Raw genomic sequence first — 20,895 nt, forward strand, 5'->3', positions numbered from 1 at the left:
TTTTTATTACTGAGTGGTAAGACGTTTAAATGTCCTGATCAGTAAAAAAACAATTGCTCCCAGTACAAGCAGCAATATGAAAATTCTTAGTGCAATCGCGATCTCCGCAAAAATCATCAGCGCTGCAGAAAACAGTATCAGCAGCCATATGGATATACTTTCGAAGGACCACACAAAGTCCTTTTCACACAATTTCCTGGAGGTATAAAATGGGATGAACACAAGCGTGTTCAGAAAATAGGCAATAGCATAAGCACCGGAACGTCCGATAGCGCCGTATTGTTTTAAAAAGTGCATGCTGACCAGGGCCGTCACGCCCCACACCACATTCGTGATCAGGCTCCACCACATATACCCTCTTGCCGTAAAGTTCCGCGCTATACCCTGGCGGTGTGCAACAATGACGGTCGTGAACATCACCAGTACAATGGAGCTCTTTAACATATCACCGGCATAATCACGCCCAAACAGCAGGTTACCCAATTCGGGAACGAACATAAAAGGGAGTGATATAAAAATGCCAACAATCCATGGCAGGTAATTGTTGGCCATTTCAAATTTCTTATTCGTATTCTCCAGGTTCTTTACCACATAAGGTAAAAATGCCTGCCCTATCATACCATTGATCACTGTTACTACCAGCATAATATTCAGGGCCGCATTATAGATACCCAGCTGCTGATAACCATTGGGCAGGTCAACCAGGAAGGCATTACAAAACCAGTTCACCGGCAGCACCAGTCCGCCACTCAATACAGCCGGCAGACTATAGGAAAACAGCACATTCAGTTCCTTCGTAAACCCTGTTTCATTTACATTGATACCATAGGCGCCAGCCGCCTTTCTCACTTCAACAAAGCCAATGACGCAGATCACAATGGCATTACTGGCCAAAGCAATGACAGCCCCCGCCACACCAAAGAACAATGATAGCGAGATGGCAACCGGAATATTGATCAGGCCTCCTATCAGGTTGATCCTTGAAATACTTTTAAACTTCTCCAATCCAAGCAGGATACCATTCTGTACCCCGTTTACAGAGTAAAACAGGATGGCCAATCCACCAAACTGCAGATCCCGGATCAATTCTGTTGATTTCAAAGAAACAGATGCCAATGGCTCTGCATAAATAAAGATCAGCCCAGCCACCACAATACCCGTTACCCAGGAGATCAGATACGACATCCGGATAATACGTCCGGCCTTGATCTTATCTTTTATACTAAACTCAGAAACAAACTTTGTAGCCGTTACACCTAATCCCAGCCCGGCGAATGTAGAAAACATATCTACTGTAGACCTGATCATTCCCAGCTCACCAAAGCCTTGTTTCTTCAGTATCCTGGCAATAGCCACATATGTCAGGAAGATCAGTAATCTTGAGCCGATAGTGCCAATGAAACTCCATATGATACCTGAAGACACTTTCCTGGCCAGGTCCGAGCTCAGGTTTCCCCTGATAAAACCGGTGGCCTTCTGTGGTAAAATACCTGCAACCCTCGATATTAGTATGCTGCGGTTCATATTGCCTGCAATTCATTTATATGCGCTACAATCCTCTCACACGACTTACCATCCCCATAGGGATTTACAGCATTGGACATACTTTCATATGCCTGCCGGTCGGTAAGAAGACTATCCACGTACTTATATATTTTAGCCTTGTCTGTACCTACCAGCGATACTGTTCCTGCCGCTACCGCTTCAGGCCGTTCAGTGGTATGCCTCATCACCAGTACCGGTTTTCCCAGTCCCGGCGCCTCTTCCTGGATACCTCCGCTATCTGTGAGAATAAGATAACTGCGGTTCATCAGGTAGATAAAAGGCAGGTAGTCAAGTGGCTCAATAATAAATACATTGGGCAGGCGCTCATTCATCAGTACATCTGCTACCGGTTTCCGTACATTCGGATTAAGATGTACAGGATAGATAAAGTCAACATCTGTATGTTTCTCTGCCAGCTCTTTGATAGCGTTGCAGATATTGAGGAAACCATCTCCGAAATTCTCACGGCGGTGCCCGGTTATCAGGATCATCCTTCTGCCGGCGCTACCATTTTTCTGCTGCCATTCATTGATCAGTTCAGCAGAAATACCCATCTTCGCCAGCTCGCATTCCGTCTCCTGTTTCAGTACGCCGTCTGTCTGCACCCTGTTCAATACCATGTAGAGGGCATCAATCACGGTATTGCCGGTTACACAGATCCGGCTATCCGGTATCCCTTCTTTCAGGAGGTTTTGCCGGGCCGTCTCCGTTGGTGCGAAATGATAGGTAGCCAGTCGTCCTGTAAGGTTCCGGTTCATTTCTTCCGGCCAGGGACTGTAGATATTATGTGTTCTCAGACCTGCCTCCACATGCGCTACCGGGATCTGCTTATAGAAGGCAGCCAGTGCAGCAGCAGTGGACGTAGTCGTATCGCCGTGTACCAGTACAATGTCGGGACTTACCTCATTAAGCACGCCTCTCATGCCTTCCAGCACCCGGATGGTTACATCCGTCAGGTCCTGTCCCTGTTTCATGATATTCAAATCGTAATCAGGTGTGATATCAAATATCCGCAGCACCTGGTCCAGCATCTCACGATGCTGCCCTGTTACACAAACGATCGCTTCAAATGCCTCCGGATGGCTCATTAATCTTTTTACCAGTGGAGCCATTTTTATGGCTTCGGGTCTTGTGCCAAAAACAACCAATACTTTTTTCTTCGTCATACATGCTTTGCTTTACAACCGTGCATCCACCAGATCCCTGTTTAAACAGGCTTTCGTATCGAAAATGACGCCGTTATTCCGGATGATCTTCTGATAATCCAGCTCCAGGAATTCCTGGTGGGCTACCGCTACGATGATGGCGTCATACACAACAGAATTGCTTAGCTGTTTGATGATGTCCACACCATATTCGTGATACACCGCTTCTTCATTCGCCCATGGATCATAGATGTCTACATCCAGCCCGAACTGCTCGAGTTCATGGTAGATGTCCACCACTCTTGTATTCCTCACATCAGGACAATTCTCCTTAAAGGTGATACCCAGTATCAGCGCTTTGGAGCCTTTTATTTTATGATCTTTTTCGATCATCAGTTTCACGACCTTATCGGCCACAAACTTTCCCATCATATCGTTCACCCTTCTTCCTGACAAGATCACCTGTGGATGATACCCCAGTGATTCTGCTTTATGCGCCAGGTAATAAGGGTCTACACCTATACAGTGACCACCTACTAATCCCGGTTTATATTTCAGGAAATTCCACTTGGTACCTGCTGCTTCGATAACATCATTGGTATCGATACCAATCCTGTCAAAGATGAGGGCCAGCTCATTGACAAATGAGATATTCACGTCGCGTTGTGCATTCTCAATTGCCTTGGATGCTTCCGCCACCTTGATGCTAGGCGCCTTATGTGTACCCGCCTTAATGATGGAGCTATAGAGATCATCCACAACAGTGGCGATCTCCGGCGTAGAACCGCTGGTCACCTTTTTTATTTTAGTCAGGGTATTGATCTTGTCGCCGGGGTTGATCCTTTCAGGAGAGTATCCCACAAAGAAATCTTTATTGAACTTCAAGCCTGATACTCTTTCCAGTACAGGCACGCAATCTTCTTCTGTACAGCCGGGGTATACCGTAGATTCATAGATGACGATATCGCCCGGTTTCAGGGCTGCGCCGATCATTTCTGAGGCCTTCAGCAATGGCTTCAGATCGGGTGCTTTAAACTGATCAATGGGTGTGGGAACAGTAACGATGAATGTATTGTACTCCCTGAGCTCTTCCCTGTTAAAAGAAAAGCTCAATCCTTTGCGGGATTTCCCGCTTTTTTCCTTCAGGCGCATCGCTTCCAGCAGCTCTTCCATATCCGCTTCTTTCGTGCGATCATTGCCGTCACTCAACTCTGCAATACGTTCCTGGTTGATGTCAAACCCCATTACATTATAATGCTTCCCAAACTCAATTGCCAGGGGCAGTCCAACGTATCCTAACCCTATTATGGCAATGCTGCGTTGTGCTATTTCGGTGTCCGTTTCTGCAGCTATCTGGAGCTGGCTAATTTCTTCTACCACATTGTTCATAAAAAACAGATTAAAAAAGATTTTTAGAAAAAATTCCAGTTGACATATACGCTTATTTTTTAGCAAGCGAGCGTTTCACTTTAGATATCAGGCCATTGGTTGACCGTGTATTATTCGAATAACCATAGCCATAACCGTAGCCATATCCGTAACCATAGCCGTAGCCATAACCACTACCGATCTTCACATCATTCACAATGATATTGATCTTAGGCAGTTTGCCATTGAGATGCAGATCCCTGGAGAGCAGCAGTTGCTGCTTGAAGGTGTATCCCTGTCTTACCAGGTACAGTGTTGCATCTGCAAAACGTCCCAGCAGCTGAGCATCCGTCACAAGGCCCACAGGGGCAGTATCTACAATGATGTAATCAAAACGTTGTCTCAACTCGCGGAACAAACGCTCTGTAGCAGGCAGCAGCAATAACTCCGCGGGGTTAGGAGGAATAGGACCGGAAGAAACGATGTAACAGTTCTCATGGAAACCGGAAGGCCTGATAACTTCCTCTAAACTGGTCTTTCCGATCGCGTAGGTACTGAAGCCTATCTGGTTCACCAATCCTATCTGCTCTGAAATCTTCGGTTTACGCAGGTCCATTTCCATCAGCACGACCGACTTACCGGAAAGCGCCAGCACAGAGGCGATGTTGGTTGCCACAAAAGATTTTCCCTCGCCACTCATACTGGAGGTAAGCAGGATAACCTGTCCCTTGTCGCCCAGCACAAACTGCAGATTCGTCCTGATAGCGCGGAACTGCTCTACCACCGGCGCAACAGAACCTTTGCTTACCACTACGAGTTCTTTATGATCTGAGTGTCCTACCTCAGCCAGGATAGGCACAGGGGTATTGTTGACAATATCTTCCCGGCTTCCCACCCTGCGGTTGAAGAGCTCTTTCAGGTATAAACCGATGGAAGGGATAGCCACGCCTGCCAGCAGGGCAAACAGGTAGATCATGGGCTTCTTGGGAGCAAATGGTGCAGCATCGCTCTTAGCCGGATCGATGATCCTTGCTATAGCCAGGTTGGATGACTTCGAAATGGCTGATTCCTCCCTTTTCTTCAGCAGGAACAGGTATAACTCCTGTTTTACGGCCTGCTGCCTTGAAAAGTCCAGGAACACCCTTTCCTTGCCCGGCACCTGTTTAATCTGGCTATTGATGCCTCCCATACGATTTTTCAGCTGGTTGATGCTGATTATGATACCGCTTTTCAGGGAAGCGATATTAGCGCTCAGATCCGCCCTCAGGGAAACCAGTTGCTCATCTAAATTCTTTATAAAAGGATTGGATTCAGTGGTGGTCATCAGGCTACGCTGCCTGTCCAGCTGTAATCCGTTATATTTCTCCACAATAGCCAGGAAGGTAGGATCCTGCACTACCAGTGCAGAGGGTACAATGCGTTTACTGTTGTTCTGGTCTTTGATATACTGTTCAATAGACTCTACGATGCTCAGTCTAACTTCCTGTTCCGTGAGTTGTTTGGTAAGGTCTTCCGTACCGGATACCAGTACTTTGGCCTGTTCCTGCAGATCTGCCAGGTCGTTCTCCTGTTTGAACTGCTGGATCTGTTTTTCGACGCCCGACAGTTCACTGCTCACCAGTACCAGGCGGTTGTCTACGAACGCGATGGTGCTGTCCACTATCCTGTTCTTATCTTCCACGCTGGCCTGCAGGTATTTTTCGATCAGCTTGTTAAGGATGATCTCTCCCTTTCTGGGTATGGTAGCCTCTATACCGAGGTTGATCACGCTTACCTGTTTATTGGGTATTTCCACGTTGATCTTCTGCTGGAAGGCGGCTACCGCATTATCAAATGAAGTAACGTTGATGATATATTCCTCATCCACGAGCTCGACCTGCCTGTTCCGGGAGATGCATAACACCCCTTCGGGGAGGGTCATCGTATCGCCCCAGCTCATTGTCTTTTCACTGTCTTTGGTCCTGAATATGAACCTCTTTTCATCGATCGGTTTGAGGGTATATTTTACATTCTTGAGGGTATCTTTCAGGAATACCCAGTTAGCGGTAAAAGGTACATCAATCACTTCCGCTTTTTTAAAACGGCCTTCTACCACATAGGTAACATTCAGTTTCAGATCCCTTACTACCTTTTCAATGATAGATCTCGATTTGAGGATCTCCACTTCATTGTCGACATTACTTTTGGTGCTGAACAGTTCGAGCTGATCCAGTATTTCCTGCCCCTGGATATCGCCCCCTTTCTTGTCGTCTTTCACCAGGATCTTTGCATTGATGTTATACCTGGGAGTTGCGTATCTCAGGTATGCCCATGCCAATGTACCGGTCAGTAACAGGCATACTACAAACCAATACCACTTGTTGCGGAGCTTTTCTAAAATGTTTTGTACATCCAGCGTGTTGTCTGGTAAAAGCTCTGCTTCTATCTTGTTATTTACAGCACCGTTAATGTGATTCCTACCACTCATATTATGGGATTATAATTTAATTCTGGTTGCAAGTACAACTAAAAGAGATAACAGAGACACCGCGATTGTGAAATTCCTTGTTCTTGCAACATCTGTTGACGCAATCTTCGCTTTGTTAGGCTCTACGTATACCACATCTCCCTGACGTAAATAGAAATAGGGGGAAGTGAACATTTTGCTATCGTTGATATTAAACCGTACAAACTCTTTCTTATTCCCTGCATCTCTTATCAGCAGGATATTCTCTCTCCTTCCGTAGATGGTAAGATCGCCCGCCATACCAAGCGCATCGAGTATGGATACTTTTTCATTGGGCATGATATAAGAGGCCGGTTTTGTTACCTCACCCAGTACGGTAATCTTAAAATTGACGAACCGGACATTTACGACAGGATCTTTATAGTACTCTGCAGCTTTGGTCCTGACTTCGTCACGTACGGCGTCAGTAGTTTTACCTTTTACGAACACCTTCCCGATCAGTGGCAGCATGACATATCCGTCTTTGTCTACCAGGTAGCCACTGATAGACGCACCACCACCAGGAGATGCTGGTGTACTGCCTGCACCCAACGGGTTCCCGTTTACCGGCCAGGTAGCTGTATTCTGCTGATTCAGCAGCGCTGTTGCGGAAGGATCGAGTGTTTGTATGCTTACCTGCAAAATATCATCGGGCTGGATAGTTGGCGTATAAAAGGTAGCCTGATCAATGGCTGTCTTTCTTACTGAATCGGGAATATCCTTGAAATAACCAATGTTCTTCGGTGTAGAGCAAGATGTAAAATATAGAGACATTACTCCTGCCATGAGCAAAAGCAGGTAAACTCCAGGTTTTGTAGTGCGACTCCCGCGGTTAATAATCGTCATTATAAAATTAACTGTTTAAAAAAGGTCTACTACCGGCATACCATTAGATATGCGGATAATCATGTATTGATTGTTTATTATAGTTTTATTTTGTCCTTGTCCAGTTGTTCGTATGCAGAATTTTTACTGATAAATTCCGGTACCAGTTGCTTCATGAGAACTACTGTGGGGGTGATGTAATGCTTCTGGGCAGAAGCGATCAGTTTTTCGATGTGCTCATTCATCTCAACAAAATCATATTCACGAACGCGGGCTATCATGATTTTCTCATGATAGGTACTGAGTGTATTTTCTGCATTGTTCAACAGTTCTTCATACAGCTTTTCCCCCGGACGTAATCCAGTAAACACTACCTGCACATCTTTACCGGGCTCTCTTCCACTCATGCGGATCATCTTATTGGCCAGATCAGCTATTTTCACCGGTTGTCCCATATCAAATACAAATATCTCGCCACCCTGTCCCATAGCACCTGCTTCCAGCACCAGCTGACAGGCTTCGGGGATGGTCATGAAATAACGGGTGATTTCAGGATGTGTAACAGTAAGCGGTCCTCCTTTTTCAAGCTGCTGTTTAAATCGGGGTATAACGGATCCGTTAGATCCTAATACGTTGCCGAACCTCGTAGTGATAAACCGTGTTGGCGGCATACCATATACGGGGCCTGACTTTTTATATTGACGGTTAACATGGTTATTGTAGGACTGTATAAATATCTCGGCTATTCTTTTGGAAGCGCCCATGATATTGGTTGGGTTTACGGCTTTATCTGTAGAGACCATCACAAATTTCTCTGCGCCAAATTCCACTGCCAGTTCCGCCAGCATCTTTGTACCCATTACGTTGTTCAACACGGCTACAGACGGATTCTTTTCCATCATGGGCACATGTTTATAAGCAGCTGCATGATACACCATGGAAGGCTCATATACCTCAAATAACTGCTGCATACGAACGCGGTCACAGATATTTGCGATGTAAGGCACTACGGGTATGCCTGGCGCCAGCTCTCCTATTTCCAGCTCCAGTTCATGTAAAGGCGATTCTGCTTTATCGCACATCACAAGTACGGCAGGTTCCAGTTTCACTAACTGTCTTACGAGTTCACTCCCGATAGAACCAGCTGCGCCTGTAACGAGGATTGCTTTCCCTTTTGCTTCACGGCTAACCTGTTCATTATTGATGCTGATAACAGATCTGTCGAGCAGGTCTTCAATCCGGATGTCCTGCAGTTTGGCAGGGCTCCATTCGGCATTGATCCACTTATTAACGGGCAACACTTTCTGTACTTTTATGTTTAAAGCAATGCAATTATCGACAAGGTCATTGAGTACCTGCGCATCGGGTGCTTCTTCAGCAACGATGAGCAATTTTACCTTCTCCTGTCTCATCAGCCTTTCGAGTGTGCTTCTGGAGGTGCCGAAAATGGGCAATCCATCTAATCGTTTGCCCGCACGGGTGAGTTTATCATCCAGGAAGCCCGTGATGCGGATATTTCCTGTCTGATCTTCGCTGATGGCCTTGCGCACCATTAGTCCGGAGTGACCTGCATTATATATAACAGCCTTCGTTTTATTGATGATACCATACCTGCTGTAATAGTGGAAAGCCCATTTTACAAAGAGCCTGTAAGACAACAGAAAGAAGGTATTGATGAAGAAATTAATAGTGATAACGGATAAAGGGATCATGTTCTCCGCCGTGTATGTAAAGGCAGCAACATTTATATAGTAATAGATAACAGCACTGACAAGGCTCACACATGAAATGCGTCCTATATCAGCCATACTCGTATACCTCACAATGCCTGTGTAAGTACGAAACAATAACGACAATAATAAATTCACACTCACAACAACCAATACAATATCCTGCATGGGGTATCGACCAAAGTCTTCGAGGTTAAAGTTAAGCCTGAGTAAAAAAGACAAGCTCATTGCAACAATCGAACACCCGAGGTCTAATAACAAAATCAGCCAGGATGGGGTAATCCATGATCTCTTAGTCATCGGTTTAATTAGATAAGGTTAAAACTGTATCAGTACTTTTTTTTCAATAACTCGGAATCTCTTACAAACAGTTTGTGTAACAGTGTTTTAAGTTCTAACCTGTGTGCAAAATAAATACATAATGTTAAATTTTGTCCAGTTAATAGATGAGTTTAACCACATGTTTTTATCACTAATATTTCTATTCTATAATATTAGAAACACATTAATTCATACAATTCTTCCATACTATTTACAGCCGGGCTTTTATTCATATAGCGGTCTTTCAATTAATCGGAAGTAACAAATATGCCTATTTTAATATTGCGTATTTCTACGTACCATTAAACGGCCAGTATCAACGAATCACATATATCCAACACACACGGCATATCGGGGCGACGCATGCCACCCGAACATAGGTTCTTAGTATTAAGAACATGGTATTAACACGAGCAATGAGTTCTCCATGGCATGCAAGTTAAGTTGACTAATTGGTTATGACTTTGTACTCTAAAGGTGTTGCCAGCAGACCTTAAAGTAATGCTTGCTATTCAAGTTATTCGGTGAGTCAGTTGAAACAAACACTATACCAAAAAGCAGCAATGCCAAATTCTTTATCAAGACCACGTTTGATAACAACTATTGACGAGCGTTTGTTTTGAAATTTTAAAAGGGATTAGCTCATCCGTTGTCTTTAAACAGAAGGGATTAACGAATATAGAAATAAACAAATTCAAAATATTGCTTGTATAAACACCAGGGGCTATCTGAAAAAAAAATTACCCGGAGCGTTTAAGCACCGGGTAAAGTTTACTACAAAAAAATATATGTCTTAACGTTATTCCACAGTTAGTGTGCCGGTATAGCCACAGGTTTTGGCCTGATAGCTGTTAAAGCGTCTTCTGTGATCACCTGTTTTTTCTGCGGTTTATGCCATACATAACTTTTCTTCAGACAGGAATAGCAGATATATCTGCGGATAGGGAATACACCTAACACATATTTAACAAAGAAACCACGGGGGACCCTGTCTTCAAGAACACCGTGTTTACATTTAGGGCAATCATGCAATTCGATACGCTCCACGTTGGAAGATGAGCCCTGCAACAAAATGTAACTCATAGGTAATTAATTAGTCTGATAAGGGATGGTAGTTTGTTCACGAACTACTTTACAAAAGTACAAATAATATTATTATTGCATTAATTTAATTTTTACTTTGAGAAGTACTTTATATTCATAAAGTTGAGAATCAGTTGCTGCTGTCAATCATTTCAACGGAAAGGAATTATCTGATTAGGAGTCCTGCTTAAGGTTCTTTTTTAAAGAAATGATTATAAATACTTTAATAAACGGTTTATCGAAAACCGGGCCTCTATCATGATATGGGGGCACCGGCAATGTTTTTCCCCGGATCCTTTTGCTTCATAAAGAGGCTTTTTGCCCGGATTTACTTATAAAAGTAATATTCCTCCACCTGCCGTTTTTCGCCGCTGTTTGCTTTTTTGCCGGCGTCAATTTCCTCTTCTTCCGGCAGACAATCGTATTACCGTTCCGTTGTCTGAAGGTGATATTTCCGATACTGCCACACGCTCCTTCAAATATCAGGCTGGACAGAGGCTTGTCTTTCAGTTTTAAGTCAGACGTGTTTATTAACATGCTATTGCTGATTTGGTGTTAGAAACAGCGTCCCGGCCGAAACCGGGACGCTGTTTCAATGATGGCATATGTAAAGTCAAATCCAATAATTCCGATTTCTTTGCTATTTTACCGTAATGAAAGGCTTGCAAATAGATACCAGCAGCAAAATTCCCGTTTATATGCAGATCGCAGATTCCATCATGGCGGCAGTCCGCGATGGCATTCTGACCCGCGATCAACAGATCCCTTCTATCAATGAACTGAGTGAACAGTATTTGCTTTCGCGTGGCACAGTCGAGAAGGCGTATAAAGAACTGCGGGATAAAAAGGTCATTATCTCAGTAAAAGGTAAAGGATACTTTATCAACCGGACAGATGTAGTCATTCCCCTTCGCATACTATTAATCTTCAACAAGATCAGTAATTATAAAAAGCAGGTTTACAATTCCTTTGTAAAAGCATTAGGAGATAATGTATTTGTAGATCTTCATATCCACCATCATAGTGTTCCGCTGTTCGAAAATCTTATCAATAATCATCTGGGAGATTATGATTACTACGTGATCATGCCACACTTTTACGAACAACCGGGGAAAGTGTTGGAGATATTACGAAAGATACCTTCGGAACAATTAATCCTGCTGGATAAAGACCTGCAGGAACTAACAGGCAACTATGGTACAGTATATCAGAATTTTGAGAAGGATATCTACGAGGCATTGCATGAAGCACTTCCAGTGTTGAAGAAGTATGATAGTCTTGTCTTTGTAAATCCGGGAATTACGCCTTACCCTATGGAGATCGAAAAAGGGTTCCGGTATTTTTGTCGTATGCAGGATTTTAATTTCTCGGTTATTGAAGGCATAGAAATGTATACGCCAGTCAGTAAAGGTCAGGCATACATTATTATTGAGGAAACAGATCTGGTGAATCTTGTAAAGATCTGCAGGAATGAGCAGCTTACTATCGGAAAAGATGTAGGCATTGTATCGTATAATGAAACATTGTTAAAAGAAATTCTGCTCGATGGTATAACAGTCATCTCTACAGATCATGAGCAGATGGGCGCCGCAGCTGCAAGAATGATTACAGATAAGAAACAGGAGCGGATAAAAAATCCATTTAAATTGATCTTAAGAAATTCTTTGTAATGCATTTCTAATGACGCTCCATCTAATCTTTAATAGCCGAATGATGAACACTCTTGCCTTTTCTTACCTTGTAATTTGCTTTCTTTAATGGCTCCGCGATAATACTCTTCGCATACTCAACCGCATCAGCGAATCTATTATCAGACTCCAATTGAGAATCAGATGGAACCATCTTGCTCTCTTTGCTGCCACATATTCAGAACACCCTGTTTAGCGCTAACTAAGATCCTCTAACCGGGAAATTTTATATTTCCCCCCCTCGCATCATATTCCTCAACCGAATGGTTTGAATTCGGAACTACCAGGCACATCAAAATGATAGACTACACGAGATAAATAATCTTTCTGCAGCGTTCTGATAGCTATCTGTCGGCCTACTGTCGGTTTACTATCGGCCTGAAGTCGGCTTACCATTAGAAGGCTAAAATGATATCAAGGGGTTATTTAAAGGGTACCTATATATCAATGGGATATTGAAGTGACCTCTAAATACTATTGTGATGTCGATAAGTATTATTATTGGTATCTTAGTCGGGTAAGACAAGTAAGCTATTTATAACCTCAAAAAACCTTTTTATGGCCATTGTTAAAGACAATATTCTCATGCAGCTTGTACGGGGCACTCTCGGCAAACATTACATCATCTATGAACGGAATGGGCAGATCATTATGGCGGTGAAACGCGGCCCTTCCAGGAAAAAGCCTACACAAAAACAGGGAACTCTATCTGCAATTCCTGCATATTCTTCAATTTGCCAGCACAGATTATTTTGACATGAATGCTCCCACTTCAAAAGTAGGCAGGCGTAGCTGTGTCTTTCCTGTTGATTGCTGGTTGGTATATTAAGACTCCCTCCTATCTCCCCAAACTTTCCAAGATTCAAAAAAATACATGCTGTCACCATCTGCAACCGATTATTTGCATATCTTTGCAACCGAACGGTTTCGAAAACTAATTATTTGACCCATGAGAAGAGATGTTTTTCAAGCCATCGCGGATCCGACCAGAAGGGCGATCATACTACTGATTGCATCGCAGGCAATGACACCCAATGCCATCGCAGAACATTTTAACACCACCCGGCAGGCAGTATCCAAACACCTGCGCATATTGGCAGAATGCCAGCTGGTAACCCAGGCGCAATCTGGCAGGGAAATTTATTATCAGCTAAACGGCGACAAAATGCAGGAGATCGACAAATGGCTTGACCAGTTCAGAAAAATATGGGAAAGCCGTTTTAACGAGCTCGATAAAATATTATTAACGCTTAAAAACGATAAAAAATGAACGTCAACTTAGCCTTTGATTTTTCCGTTGATAAGGAAAACAAGACCATCACTGTAAAAAGGGAATTTGATGCGGAAGTTGCTTTAGTATGGGAAGCCTACACTAAAAGTGAACTCCTTGACCAGTGGTGGGCCCCAAAACCCTGGAAAGCAAGAACCAAAACCATGGACTTCCGTGAAGGCGGATCCTGGCACTATGCCATGGTCGGCCCAGAAGGCGAAGAACACTGGGCACTGGCTAACTACCAGAAGATTGAACCGAAGAAATCATTTACCGGACTCGATGCTTTTGCTGATGCAGAAGGCAACGTGAATAAACAGATGCCACAGTCAAAATGGGAGATCTCCTTTACGGATAAAGGACAAATTACACTGGTGCAGATCCTCATTTCTTATGAAGACCTGGCTCAGCTGGAAACAACTATTCAGATGGGCTTCAAGGAAGGATTGGCAATGGCAATGGAAGGACTGGACGAATTATTGCCTTCATTAAAAAAATAAGTTAAATTTAGATTACCTAACCACGTAAACAGAAAACCACATCCACGAAAAAGAACACTATGAAGAAAAAAATTCTATTTGTAGTCAGTCTGTTGTTTGGACTGATGTTCATCAATGCAGGATTGAACAAATTCCTCAATTACATGCCACCTCCGAAAGACATGCCTGCAAATATGATGGAAGTAATGGGCGCTATCATGAAAATCACCTGGCTGATGCCGCTTGTCGGCGTGGCAGAAATCGTAGGCGGCATACTTTTCATCTTTCCTAAAACAAGAGCACTGGGCGCCCTCATTATTTTACCGGTAATGGTAGGTATCGTGCTGACGACTATCACAGTAGCACCTTCCGGCATGCCTATCACGCTTGCGTTGTCTGCAATACTCATCTGGGTGATTATCGAAAACCGGGAGAAGTATCTTCCGATGATAAGTTAGGTCCTAATGCTGTCATGCTTCACGGTTATGATTCCGTCATAACTAAGTACGATGACTGCTAAATATTAGAACAGGGGTGTCTTCATCAAAGGCACCCCTGTGTATTGTTTCCAGCTAAAAAGATACTCAATCAGCGTATCCTGTTTACAAAGTGTTGCGCACCTCTACCCTGCTGATTTTCACATGTTTGCCCCGGAAATGACTATACTAACTTCGTGGCAGTATTCAACCTGTCGGCCACATCATCCCAATTAATGATCTGCAGCATATTATCCACGAAATCTGTTCTTTTATTTTTATACTTCAGGTAGTAAGCATGTTCCCATACATCGATCACCAATAATGGTATGACACCCCATTGGGTTAATTTTTCATGGTTCTCACATTGCAGGATAGTGAGCTTGTCGCTATAAGGCTGATAACCCAGTATCCCCCAGCCGTTGCCATCCACGTCTTTGGATGTTTTCGCCAGGTAGGTTTTCAGTTTATCGTAACTGCCAAAATCCTTCTCAATCCGCTTTAAAAGCTCTCCTTTCGGCTCTGTCTTTTTATTCGTCAGGTTTGTCCAGAAGAAGGGACAGGCAAGACGATCTATTTTAGGCCGTTCTCGGGTGATCCATTTCATGGCGGGAAAATACGGTTTTGAGGGAAGTTGGGTTACTATCCAGACTATTAGTCTTAAAGGGCTGACCGAAACTACCGGCCAGCCCTTTATTTTAACAGCTATAGAAAACAGGCATCGTTATATCCTCGCCGCCCAGGTAAACACAAGGTTTGCCCCATTCGCCGGCGCAGTATCATAATGCACAATAATACCCGATGCATCCGCCGTCAGATAACTGATGTTCTTCGCATTTGCTGAAGCGGCATTCACCTGGAAATAAGACGGTGCTGCTGCCAGTCCCATACCATGCGGAATAGTGAACGTAGTTGCATTACCATCTCCGGTAGCCGTAAAGCTACCTGTACGCAGGCTTTGCATCGTTGCAGGCACCACCACAAAGTAAGCCAGGTCAAGACCACCGCTGGCTGGCGTCACATAGATCTGACCCGTCATACCATCAGGCGCACCACTATGATCGACCAACAGGCTGATAGTTTGCCAGCTTGTTCCCACATTGGTTACTACTCTTGAAGCGCCAAAACTTCCGGGAACATCCAGCCGCTGAAATGCGATCGTTACATTCTTTGTCACATCAGGGCTTTTTACCTTGGCATACAATATCCATCTTGATTTAGGAAAGAACCTGTTAATGGAGAATGTATTGGAAACACTACCTAAAGGATTCCGGATTGCCAGCTGCACAGCAGTGCTTGTGCTGACATAGGCATTTACATCCAGTGTGGCATCTGTTTTATAAGTAAGCGAAGGATTGTTATAGAAAAGCTGATTCACTGCCAGGTGGAACAATACGTTCTCACTCTGGAAAGGTATCTCAGGTGTACCCTGTAATACATGGTCAGGCCAGTAACCGCCCAAGGACCTATTTACGGAGTATTTAGCCAGGTAAGTGATATCGCGTGGCGCATCCAGTCCGTTAAAGGACTTAATGAACAGGATACTGTTGTTCACGCCGAAATCATCAATGAAGTTCTCTTTACTTTGTACACCAGCGCGGATAGTATTCCCATCACCATTTACTGTAACGCGGTTACCGTCGTCCACTTCTATCAAACCAAAATCTGAATAGTTGGTATTAATGGTGATGAAATTGTTACGTCCGTTGCCACCATTCTGACACTTAGGCCCATTAGCTACACGAATCTGGGTACCTTCTATCAGTGCATATTCCTGGTTTACGACTGCACTGTTCAAAGGGCCTTCTGTATACATTTCACTGAACTCCACACTGCGGGGCTCATACCGTACAGCAGAAGGAAAGGCCATTACTCTTACAGCCACTTTATACGACTGGCAGCCGAAGGTATTGAAAACACTCTGCGCCAGGTTGGGAACACTCAATCCTACCCGTCTGCTAAGCGCAGTGATCAGGTGCTCTGCCGCCCATTCATCACAGGCATACTCGATGCAATTTGCGCCTGCAGGCACCAGGAACAGGTTCGGATTGGAAGTTGAGAAGCTAATAGCTGTTCCTCCTGAAGTTGCCGCCAGCTGAACGCTGGTAGTGGTGGCGTTTACAATGAAATACCGGGTGCGGGGTATAAGGCCGGTAACTGCGCCATCTGCCGGATCAAAGATCAGGGCCACCTGTTCACCGTTAGCGAATATAAGACCGGTGTTGGCACAGTTGAGGATAGTGGTACTACCAGTGCCGGGAGGCGCTGCCTTCAGCGGCTTCATACCTGCTACCAGTTCCGAGGTTCCTACTACAATGCCGTAGTCCAGTCCGCGGACCTCCACAATACTGCCGAAGTTAATACGGTAAGCCGGACCTGCATAAAAGATACCGCAGTCGCCATAACCGTCTTTGTCATCGCCTAAACGCTGGATACTGAGGTTATCAAAATAGTGACCGGTGTTCCTCGCAGTACCACCAACCTGTCCAGGCAGGCAGATTGCTGCGTTACCTACTATTTCTCCACCCAGGCCTATCCTGGTACGGCCATTGATTAAACGTACATCAGTGGATCTGTCGAGCTTTAGCTGGAAATTACAGATCTGTATATCCAGGGCATCCACAAAACCTGTTTCCGTCGGGGACTTCCAGTAAAGGATGTCTTGTCCTGGCATACCGCGCAAGCGGGTGTTCATGTTGGCGCCTGACACATTGTAGATACCGGTAATATCGATTGTACCGGTGTAATACGTGCCTTCAGGAAAATACATGTTACGATTATTGTCACGGCAAAATTTTGCACATTTGCTAATGGGTGTAGTGTCATCGGTGTCATCACCTTTGGCGCCAAACCATCTGACGTTGACAGTGTCCGTAATGATTCTTTTCCATCGTCCGACTGACGTGTTGGTCTCTTTAATAATGGTACCACAATTCTCTGTGTCCTGGGAAGTGCTGTCCCAGTAAAATTCTCCGCCGCCGCCGTCGCTGGCGGTATAATAGCCGAGAAGGGTTGCCGTAGGGTCATGAGTACCCTGATTCGCTTTCATGTCTGAAATGGATGCAAATACCATGGTTACATTTTTTTTAGGGTTAACTGCGATATGGTTACAGCACAAAGATGCTTATGCATCACGCAAGGGATATGCGTAATGGGGTACTTATAAGAGTATATTCTGGGGTTATTATTTAAAGCCGTTTATTTCGGTATCGGCGTCGTAATATCTATCCTGCTCTTCATCACCTTCTGCAAATTCCTCGCAGAATCCAGATGTGTGTACAACAACGGCAGACTATTACTCGCAAATGACTTTACATCAGGATCTGTGGCATACTTCGCTGCCTTTCCGAAATCCCTGATATCCTTGTTGTAGTCATTCACCGTAAGGTCTACATACGACCTGTCGAACTCAATGCCTTCTTTTTTCAGGAGCCCTTCTTTCTGTTTCTGCTGATGATTGGATATCTCAGCTGGAAGCGTCACATTTTTAGCGGCGGCGAGCTTTTTCAGTTTTGCCTGCGCTTCTTTATGATCCTTAACGATCATTGCACCCAGTTCCTTTACCCGCTGATTACCGGATCGATCCCTTGCTAATTGTCCCATCTCGGATTCCAGCATAACTCCGCTGGCCGTATTCACCAGGAAGTCAGCATCATCCTTTGTCAGAACAATAGCCGATGAATCGTCCGGACGGCTCTCCGAATCAATTCTTCTGGCATTTACTTCTTTTGCGCTTTTTACACTATCGGGAGTTCTGCTGTTGCAGCTAAGGAGGAAGGAAATAACGATAAGACCCGAATATAATTTGGCGAAATTTTTCATGGTCTTTTTTCTATAACCGGATCAAATTGCATGCCACGGAACGGGACAATACGATCTTAGCCATCTTTAGAATGACTTATATCACAGTTAAAAAAACATTAAATGCCAAACGGATATGTTTCCGGCATCTTTTCATCATGGGGTTGCATATGCAACGGATGCAGGGCACTGGTCTCATCCAGGTATATCAAAGCATCATAGCGTTCAGGGAGTATAGAAGGCACATAATTGCCCCTCCTCTCCGCCCCCGGATGATAGACCACACCAATAGCCCGGTGCCCAATACGCATTCCGAATACCTCTTCCTGTTTATCGCTGAAAAGTATATAGCAGTTCCTGCCATACTCATTGTGCAATACGGCTTCTATGCTCTCCTCCCTGGCTTCCGGCACATCCATTTCCTGCATGGGCGCTCCCCATTCAGGACCTGCTATTACGGTCCCCCTGTAACCTGCAAAGCCAGCCAGATAAACCTGCTCTCTACCATAATGATCTCTTGCCAGCTGTCCTATATTCACCATGCCTGCTCTTGCCATATCTGTAGCCCTGGCATCGCCGATATGCGTATTATGCTCCCATATAATCCCTTTGGACAGGACACCATGAAATTCCAGCAGCCGTTCAAGGGTTTCCATCATATGTGTATCCCGTATATTCCAGCTCTCATTACTAAACCCGATCATACTCCTGTAATACTTTTCCGCATTAACGGCTATCAGGGCATTCTGCTCTGTATTAAAGCCGGCTTCTATATCACCGTCCAGGAACTGCGCTTTCAGCCTGATCTCCCGCAACATAGCCAGCACCTCATTACTGCAGTCGTGGTCTGTAAGAGAATAGCGGGCGTATTGATGCTCATCTTCATTAAATGGCTCAAAGCAGGAAATAGCCTTCCTCACCGATTCTGCCGTTTGCCGGTCTTCTTTTTCCAGGTAACGCATGATGGTGTTCATGGAATCCCATAAACTATACACATCCAGCCCATAAAAGCCTACTCTCTTTTCCAGCGGCAGTTTACTGTTATATTCCCTTAGCCAGTTGGCCAGCGCAGCTACTTCCCAATTTGCCCACATCCAGGTTGGCCAGCGGTCAAAGCTCTTCAATATGGCGCTGACATCAGTACCGGCATCAGCATATCCCTTTACATACCGGTTTATACGGTAACAATCCGGCCAGTCGCCTTCTACCGCAATAAACCGGAAACCCTTTTCCTGTATCAGTCTTTTTGAAATGGCAGTACGCCAGGTGTAATATTCATGCGTGCCATGTGATGCTTCGCCCAGCATTACGATACGTCGTTCATCCATATCCTTCAGCAATGGATCCAGACTCTTCATATCTGTGAGAAGATGCATAAGGGAAGGTTTAATGTATGAACAGCCACAATAATTATACCCCGGAACCGGCTGCCCGCTTATGTTCTGCCCGGTGGATACAGGTATGGTAATTGTGGCCTCACAGTATTGTTTCACCTATAAAAACTTCTTTATGGCTATCGTAAAAGTAATTGAGCTCATCGCTTCTTCCGAAAAAAGTATAGAAGATGCTATACAAAACGCAGTTGCAGAGGCATCTAAGACTATACATAACATAGACTCAGTTTTTGTAAAGGATATTAAAGTGCATGTACAGGATGGGAAAATAAGCACTTATGGACTGATCTGTAAAGTATCTTTCAGAATTGATGAGAAGGTGAAGGAACATGAACATGCATAAACGTTGATAATACATCATGCGGCAACTGGTAGATACCGGTTACCGCATGATGATCATATTATGCATTCAATGTTGTACCACAGCTTTCTCCTGCGGTATCATATTTCTTAATCACTTTGGCCATATGGCTGGCATCTGTAAATCCTAATTCATAGGCAATCTCCTTCGCACTCTGATCAGAATGCCGGAGCCGGCTCTGTGCCACATTTACCTTTGACTTCAGCACGTATTCCTTCAGGGTCTCCCCTGTCTTCTTTTTAAAATATTCACTTACGTAGGTAGCGGACAAATGGAATTCGTTCGCCAGCGCTTCTATCCGTAGTTTCTCGTTGTCGAACAAGTTGAACTGGATATATTGCAGAATATCGCTGATCTGTTTATCCGTTGCAGGATGATCGTTTTTGAAGGTCTGCTCAAAATTGCGCCGGAGAATATTCAGCAGGGCGAACATGTGACCGCGGATAATAGAATCCGAATGCTCACGCTTATTGGTATACTCGTCGTAAATACCTCTTATGAGGTGGGCCAGCATACTCTTGTCTGAAGCACTATGGATGATATCTCCCGGCTGCCTGTTGTAACTGCTCAGTATATAGTGCAGGTTCTGAAACCATTCCGTATAATCCATCATCTGCATACTGTCCTTTTTAAAGAACAGGCCATTGAAGCGGATAAAAATGAAGGTGGTCGGTGCTGTTATCTCAAACGAGTGACAGTCATAAGGCGGCAGCAGGAAGATGTTCTCCTGCTGATAGGAGATCGTACTATGATTGATACACTGCCTGCCGCTGCCTTTCTCTATATAAACAAGTTCGAAAAAATTATGTTTATGTGGCCGCTGGTTCCATTCCTGTAATTCCTCTCTCGTAATGAAAAAAGGCTGAGATGAATTTTCTACCTGCATTTATATCGCTGATTTACATTAAAAGTCCTGATTCAGCC

17 protein-coding genes are annotated in these 20,895 nt (G+C 44.4%); 5 read left to right on the forward strand and 12 right to left on the reverse strand.

The window, feature by feature from the left end; translation table 11 throughout:
* Positions 1–6 precede the first annotated feature (6 nt).
* The 7 genes from BLR32_RS09655 to BLR32_RS09685 form a co-directional block, all read right to left on the reverse strand.
* Complete coding sequence (locus BLR32_RS09655; protein ID WP_089831046.1) at positions 7–1,524, reverse strand: oligosaccharide flippase family protein; 1,518 nt, start codon at positions 1,522–1,524, stop codon at positions 7–9.
* Entirely contained in the window at positions 1,521–2,711 is a 1,191-nt protein-coding gene (gene wecB / locus BLR32_RS09660; RefSeq protein ID WP_089831048.1) for a non-hydrolyzing UDP-N-acetylglucosamine 2-epimerase, read from the reverse strand. Before wecB ends, BLR32_RS09655 begins: the two co-directional genes overlap by 4 nt.
* Before the next feature lie 12 nt (positions 2,712–2,723).
* The gene (locus BLR32_RS09665) at positions 2,724–4,079 is read right to left on the reverse strand and encodes a nucleotide sugar dehydrogenase (protein ID WP_089831050.1); all 1,356 of its coding nucleotides are present in this window, start codon (positions 4,077–4,079) and stop codon (positions 2,724–2,726) included.
* Between the two features lie 52 nt (positions 4,080–4,131).
* Positions 4,132–6,525, reverse strand: coding sequence for a GumC family protein (locus BLR32_RS09670; protein ID WP_089831052.1), 2,394 nt, complete (start codon positions 6,523–6,525; stop codon positions 4,132–4,134).
* 9 nt (positions 6,526–6,534) lie between these two features.
* Positions 6,535–7,329 (reverse strand): polysaccharide biosynthesis/export family protein, encoded by a 795-nt coding sequence (locus BLR32_RS09675; protein WP_245705389.1) that lies wholly within the window; start codon positions 7,327–7,329, stop codon positions 6,535–6,537.
* 137 nt (positions 7,330–7,466) lie between these two features.
* Positions 7,467–9,326, reverse strand: coding sequence for a polysaccharide biosynthesis protein (locus BLR32_RS09680; protein WP_245705390.1), 1,860 nt, complete (start codon positions 9,324–9,326; stop codon positions 7,467–7,469).
* Between the two features lie 903 nt (positions 9,327–10,229).
* Positions 10,230–10,502 (reverse strand): hypothetical protein, encoded by a 273-nt coding sequence (locus tag BLR32_RS09685; protein WP_089831058.1) that lies wholly within the window; start codon positions 10,500–10,502, stop codon positions 10,230–10,232.
* Positions 10,503–11,200: 698 nt separating this feature from the next.
* Between BLR32_RS09685 and BLR32_RS09695 the strand changes: the two genes are divergently transcribed.
* The 4 genes from BLR32_RS09695 to BLR32_RS09715 all read left to right on the forward strand — a co-directional run bounded on the left by BLR32_RS09695 (position 11,201) and on the right by BLR32_RS09715 (position 14,397).
* On the forward strand, positions 11,201–12,172 hold the full coding sequence (locus BLR32_RS09695) for a GntR family transcriptional regulator (protein WP_245705391.1): 972 nt from the start codon (positions 11,201–11,203) through the stop codon (positions 12,170–12,172).
* Between the two features lie 967 nt (positions 12,173–13,139).
* Positions 13,140–13,460, forward strand: a complete 321-nt coding sequence (locus BLR32_RS09705) for an ArsR/SmtB family transcription factor (protein WP_089831066.1) — start codon at positions 13,140–13,142, stop codon at positions 13,458–13,460.
* Positions 13,457–13,960: an SRPBCC family protein gene (locus BLR32_RS09710; RefSeq protein ID WP_089831068.1), complete on the forward strand. Its 504-nt coding sequence runs from the start codon at positions 13,457–13,459 to the stop codon at positions 13,958–13,960. The genes BLR32_RS09705 and BLR32_RS09710 overlap by 4 nt, the downstream gene beginning before the upstream one ends.
* Before the next feature lie 59 nt (positions 13,961–14,019).
* On the forward strand, positions 14,020–14,397 hold the full coding sequence (locus BLR32_RS09715) for a DoxX family protein (protein ID WP_089831070.1): 378 nt from the start codon (positions 14,020–14,022) through the stop codon (positions 14,395–14,397).
* Positions 14,398–14,599: 202 nt separating this feature from the next.
* On the opposite strand, the gene BLR32_RS09720 is transcribed toward BLR32_RS09715, so the two are convergent.
* From BLR32_RS09720 to BLR32_RS09735, 4 genes are all read right to left on the reverse strand, one after another.
* Complete coding sequence (locus BLR32_RS09720; protein ID WP_218124168.1) at positions 14,600–15,022, reverse strand: superoxide dismutase; 423 nt, start codon at positions 15,020–15,022, stop codon at positions 14,600–14,602.
* Positions 15,023–15,139: 117 nt separating this feature from the next.
* Positions 15,140–17,488: a hypothetical protein gene (locus tag BLR32_RS09725; protein ID WP_143011417.1), complete on the reverse strand. Its 2,349-nt coding sequence runs from the start codon at positions 17,486–17,488 to the stop codon at positions 15,140–15,142.
* A gap of 125 nt (positions 17,489–17,613) precedes the next feature.
* On the reverse strand, positions 17,614–18,237 hold the full coding sequence (locus BLR32_RS09730; protein WP_089831074.1) for a DUF4142 domain-containing protein: 624 nt from the start codon (positions 18,235–18,237) through the stop codon (positions 17,614–17,616).
* A gap of 98 nt (positions 18,238–18,335) precedes the next feature.
* A complete protein-coding gene (locus BLR32_RS09735; protein WP_089831076.1) occupies positions 18,336–19,592 on the reverse strand; it encodes an erythromycin esterase family protein in 1,257 nt (418 codons plus the stop codon).
* A 133-nt stretch (positions 19,593–19,725) separates the two neighbouring features.
* Here BLR32_RS09735 and BLR32_RS09740 point away from each other — a divergent pair, with 133 nt between their 5' ends.
* Entirely contained in the window at positions 19,726–19,953 is a 228-nt protein-coding gene (locus tag BLR32_RS09740; protein WP_089832114.1) for a dodecin family protein, read from the forward strand.
* A 58-nt stretch (positions 19,954–20,011) separates the two neighbouring features.
* On the opposite strand, the gene BLR32_RS09745 is transcribed toward BLR32_RS09740, so the two are convergent.
* Positions 20,012–20,857, reverse strand: a complete 846-nt coding sequence (locus tag BLR32_RS09745) for an AraC family transcriptional regulator (RefSeq protein ID WP_089831078.1) — start codon at positions 20,855–20,857, stop codon at positions 20,012–20,014.
* Positions 20,858–20,895 lie beyond the last annotated feature (38 nt).

The sequence above is a fragment of the Chitinophaga filiformis genome (genome assembly GCF_900102545.1).
GTDB lineage: Bacteria > Bacteroidota > Bacteroidia > Chitinophagales > Chitinophagaceae > Chitinophaga > Chitinophaga filiformis.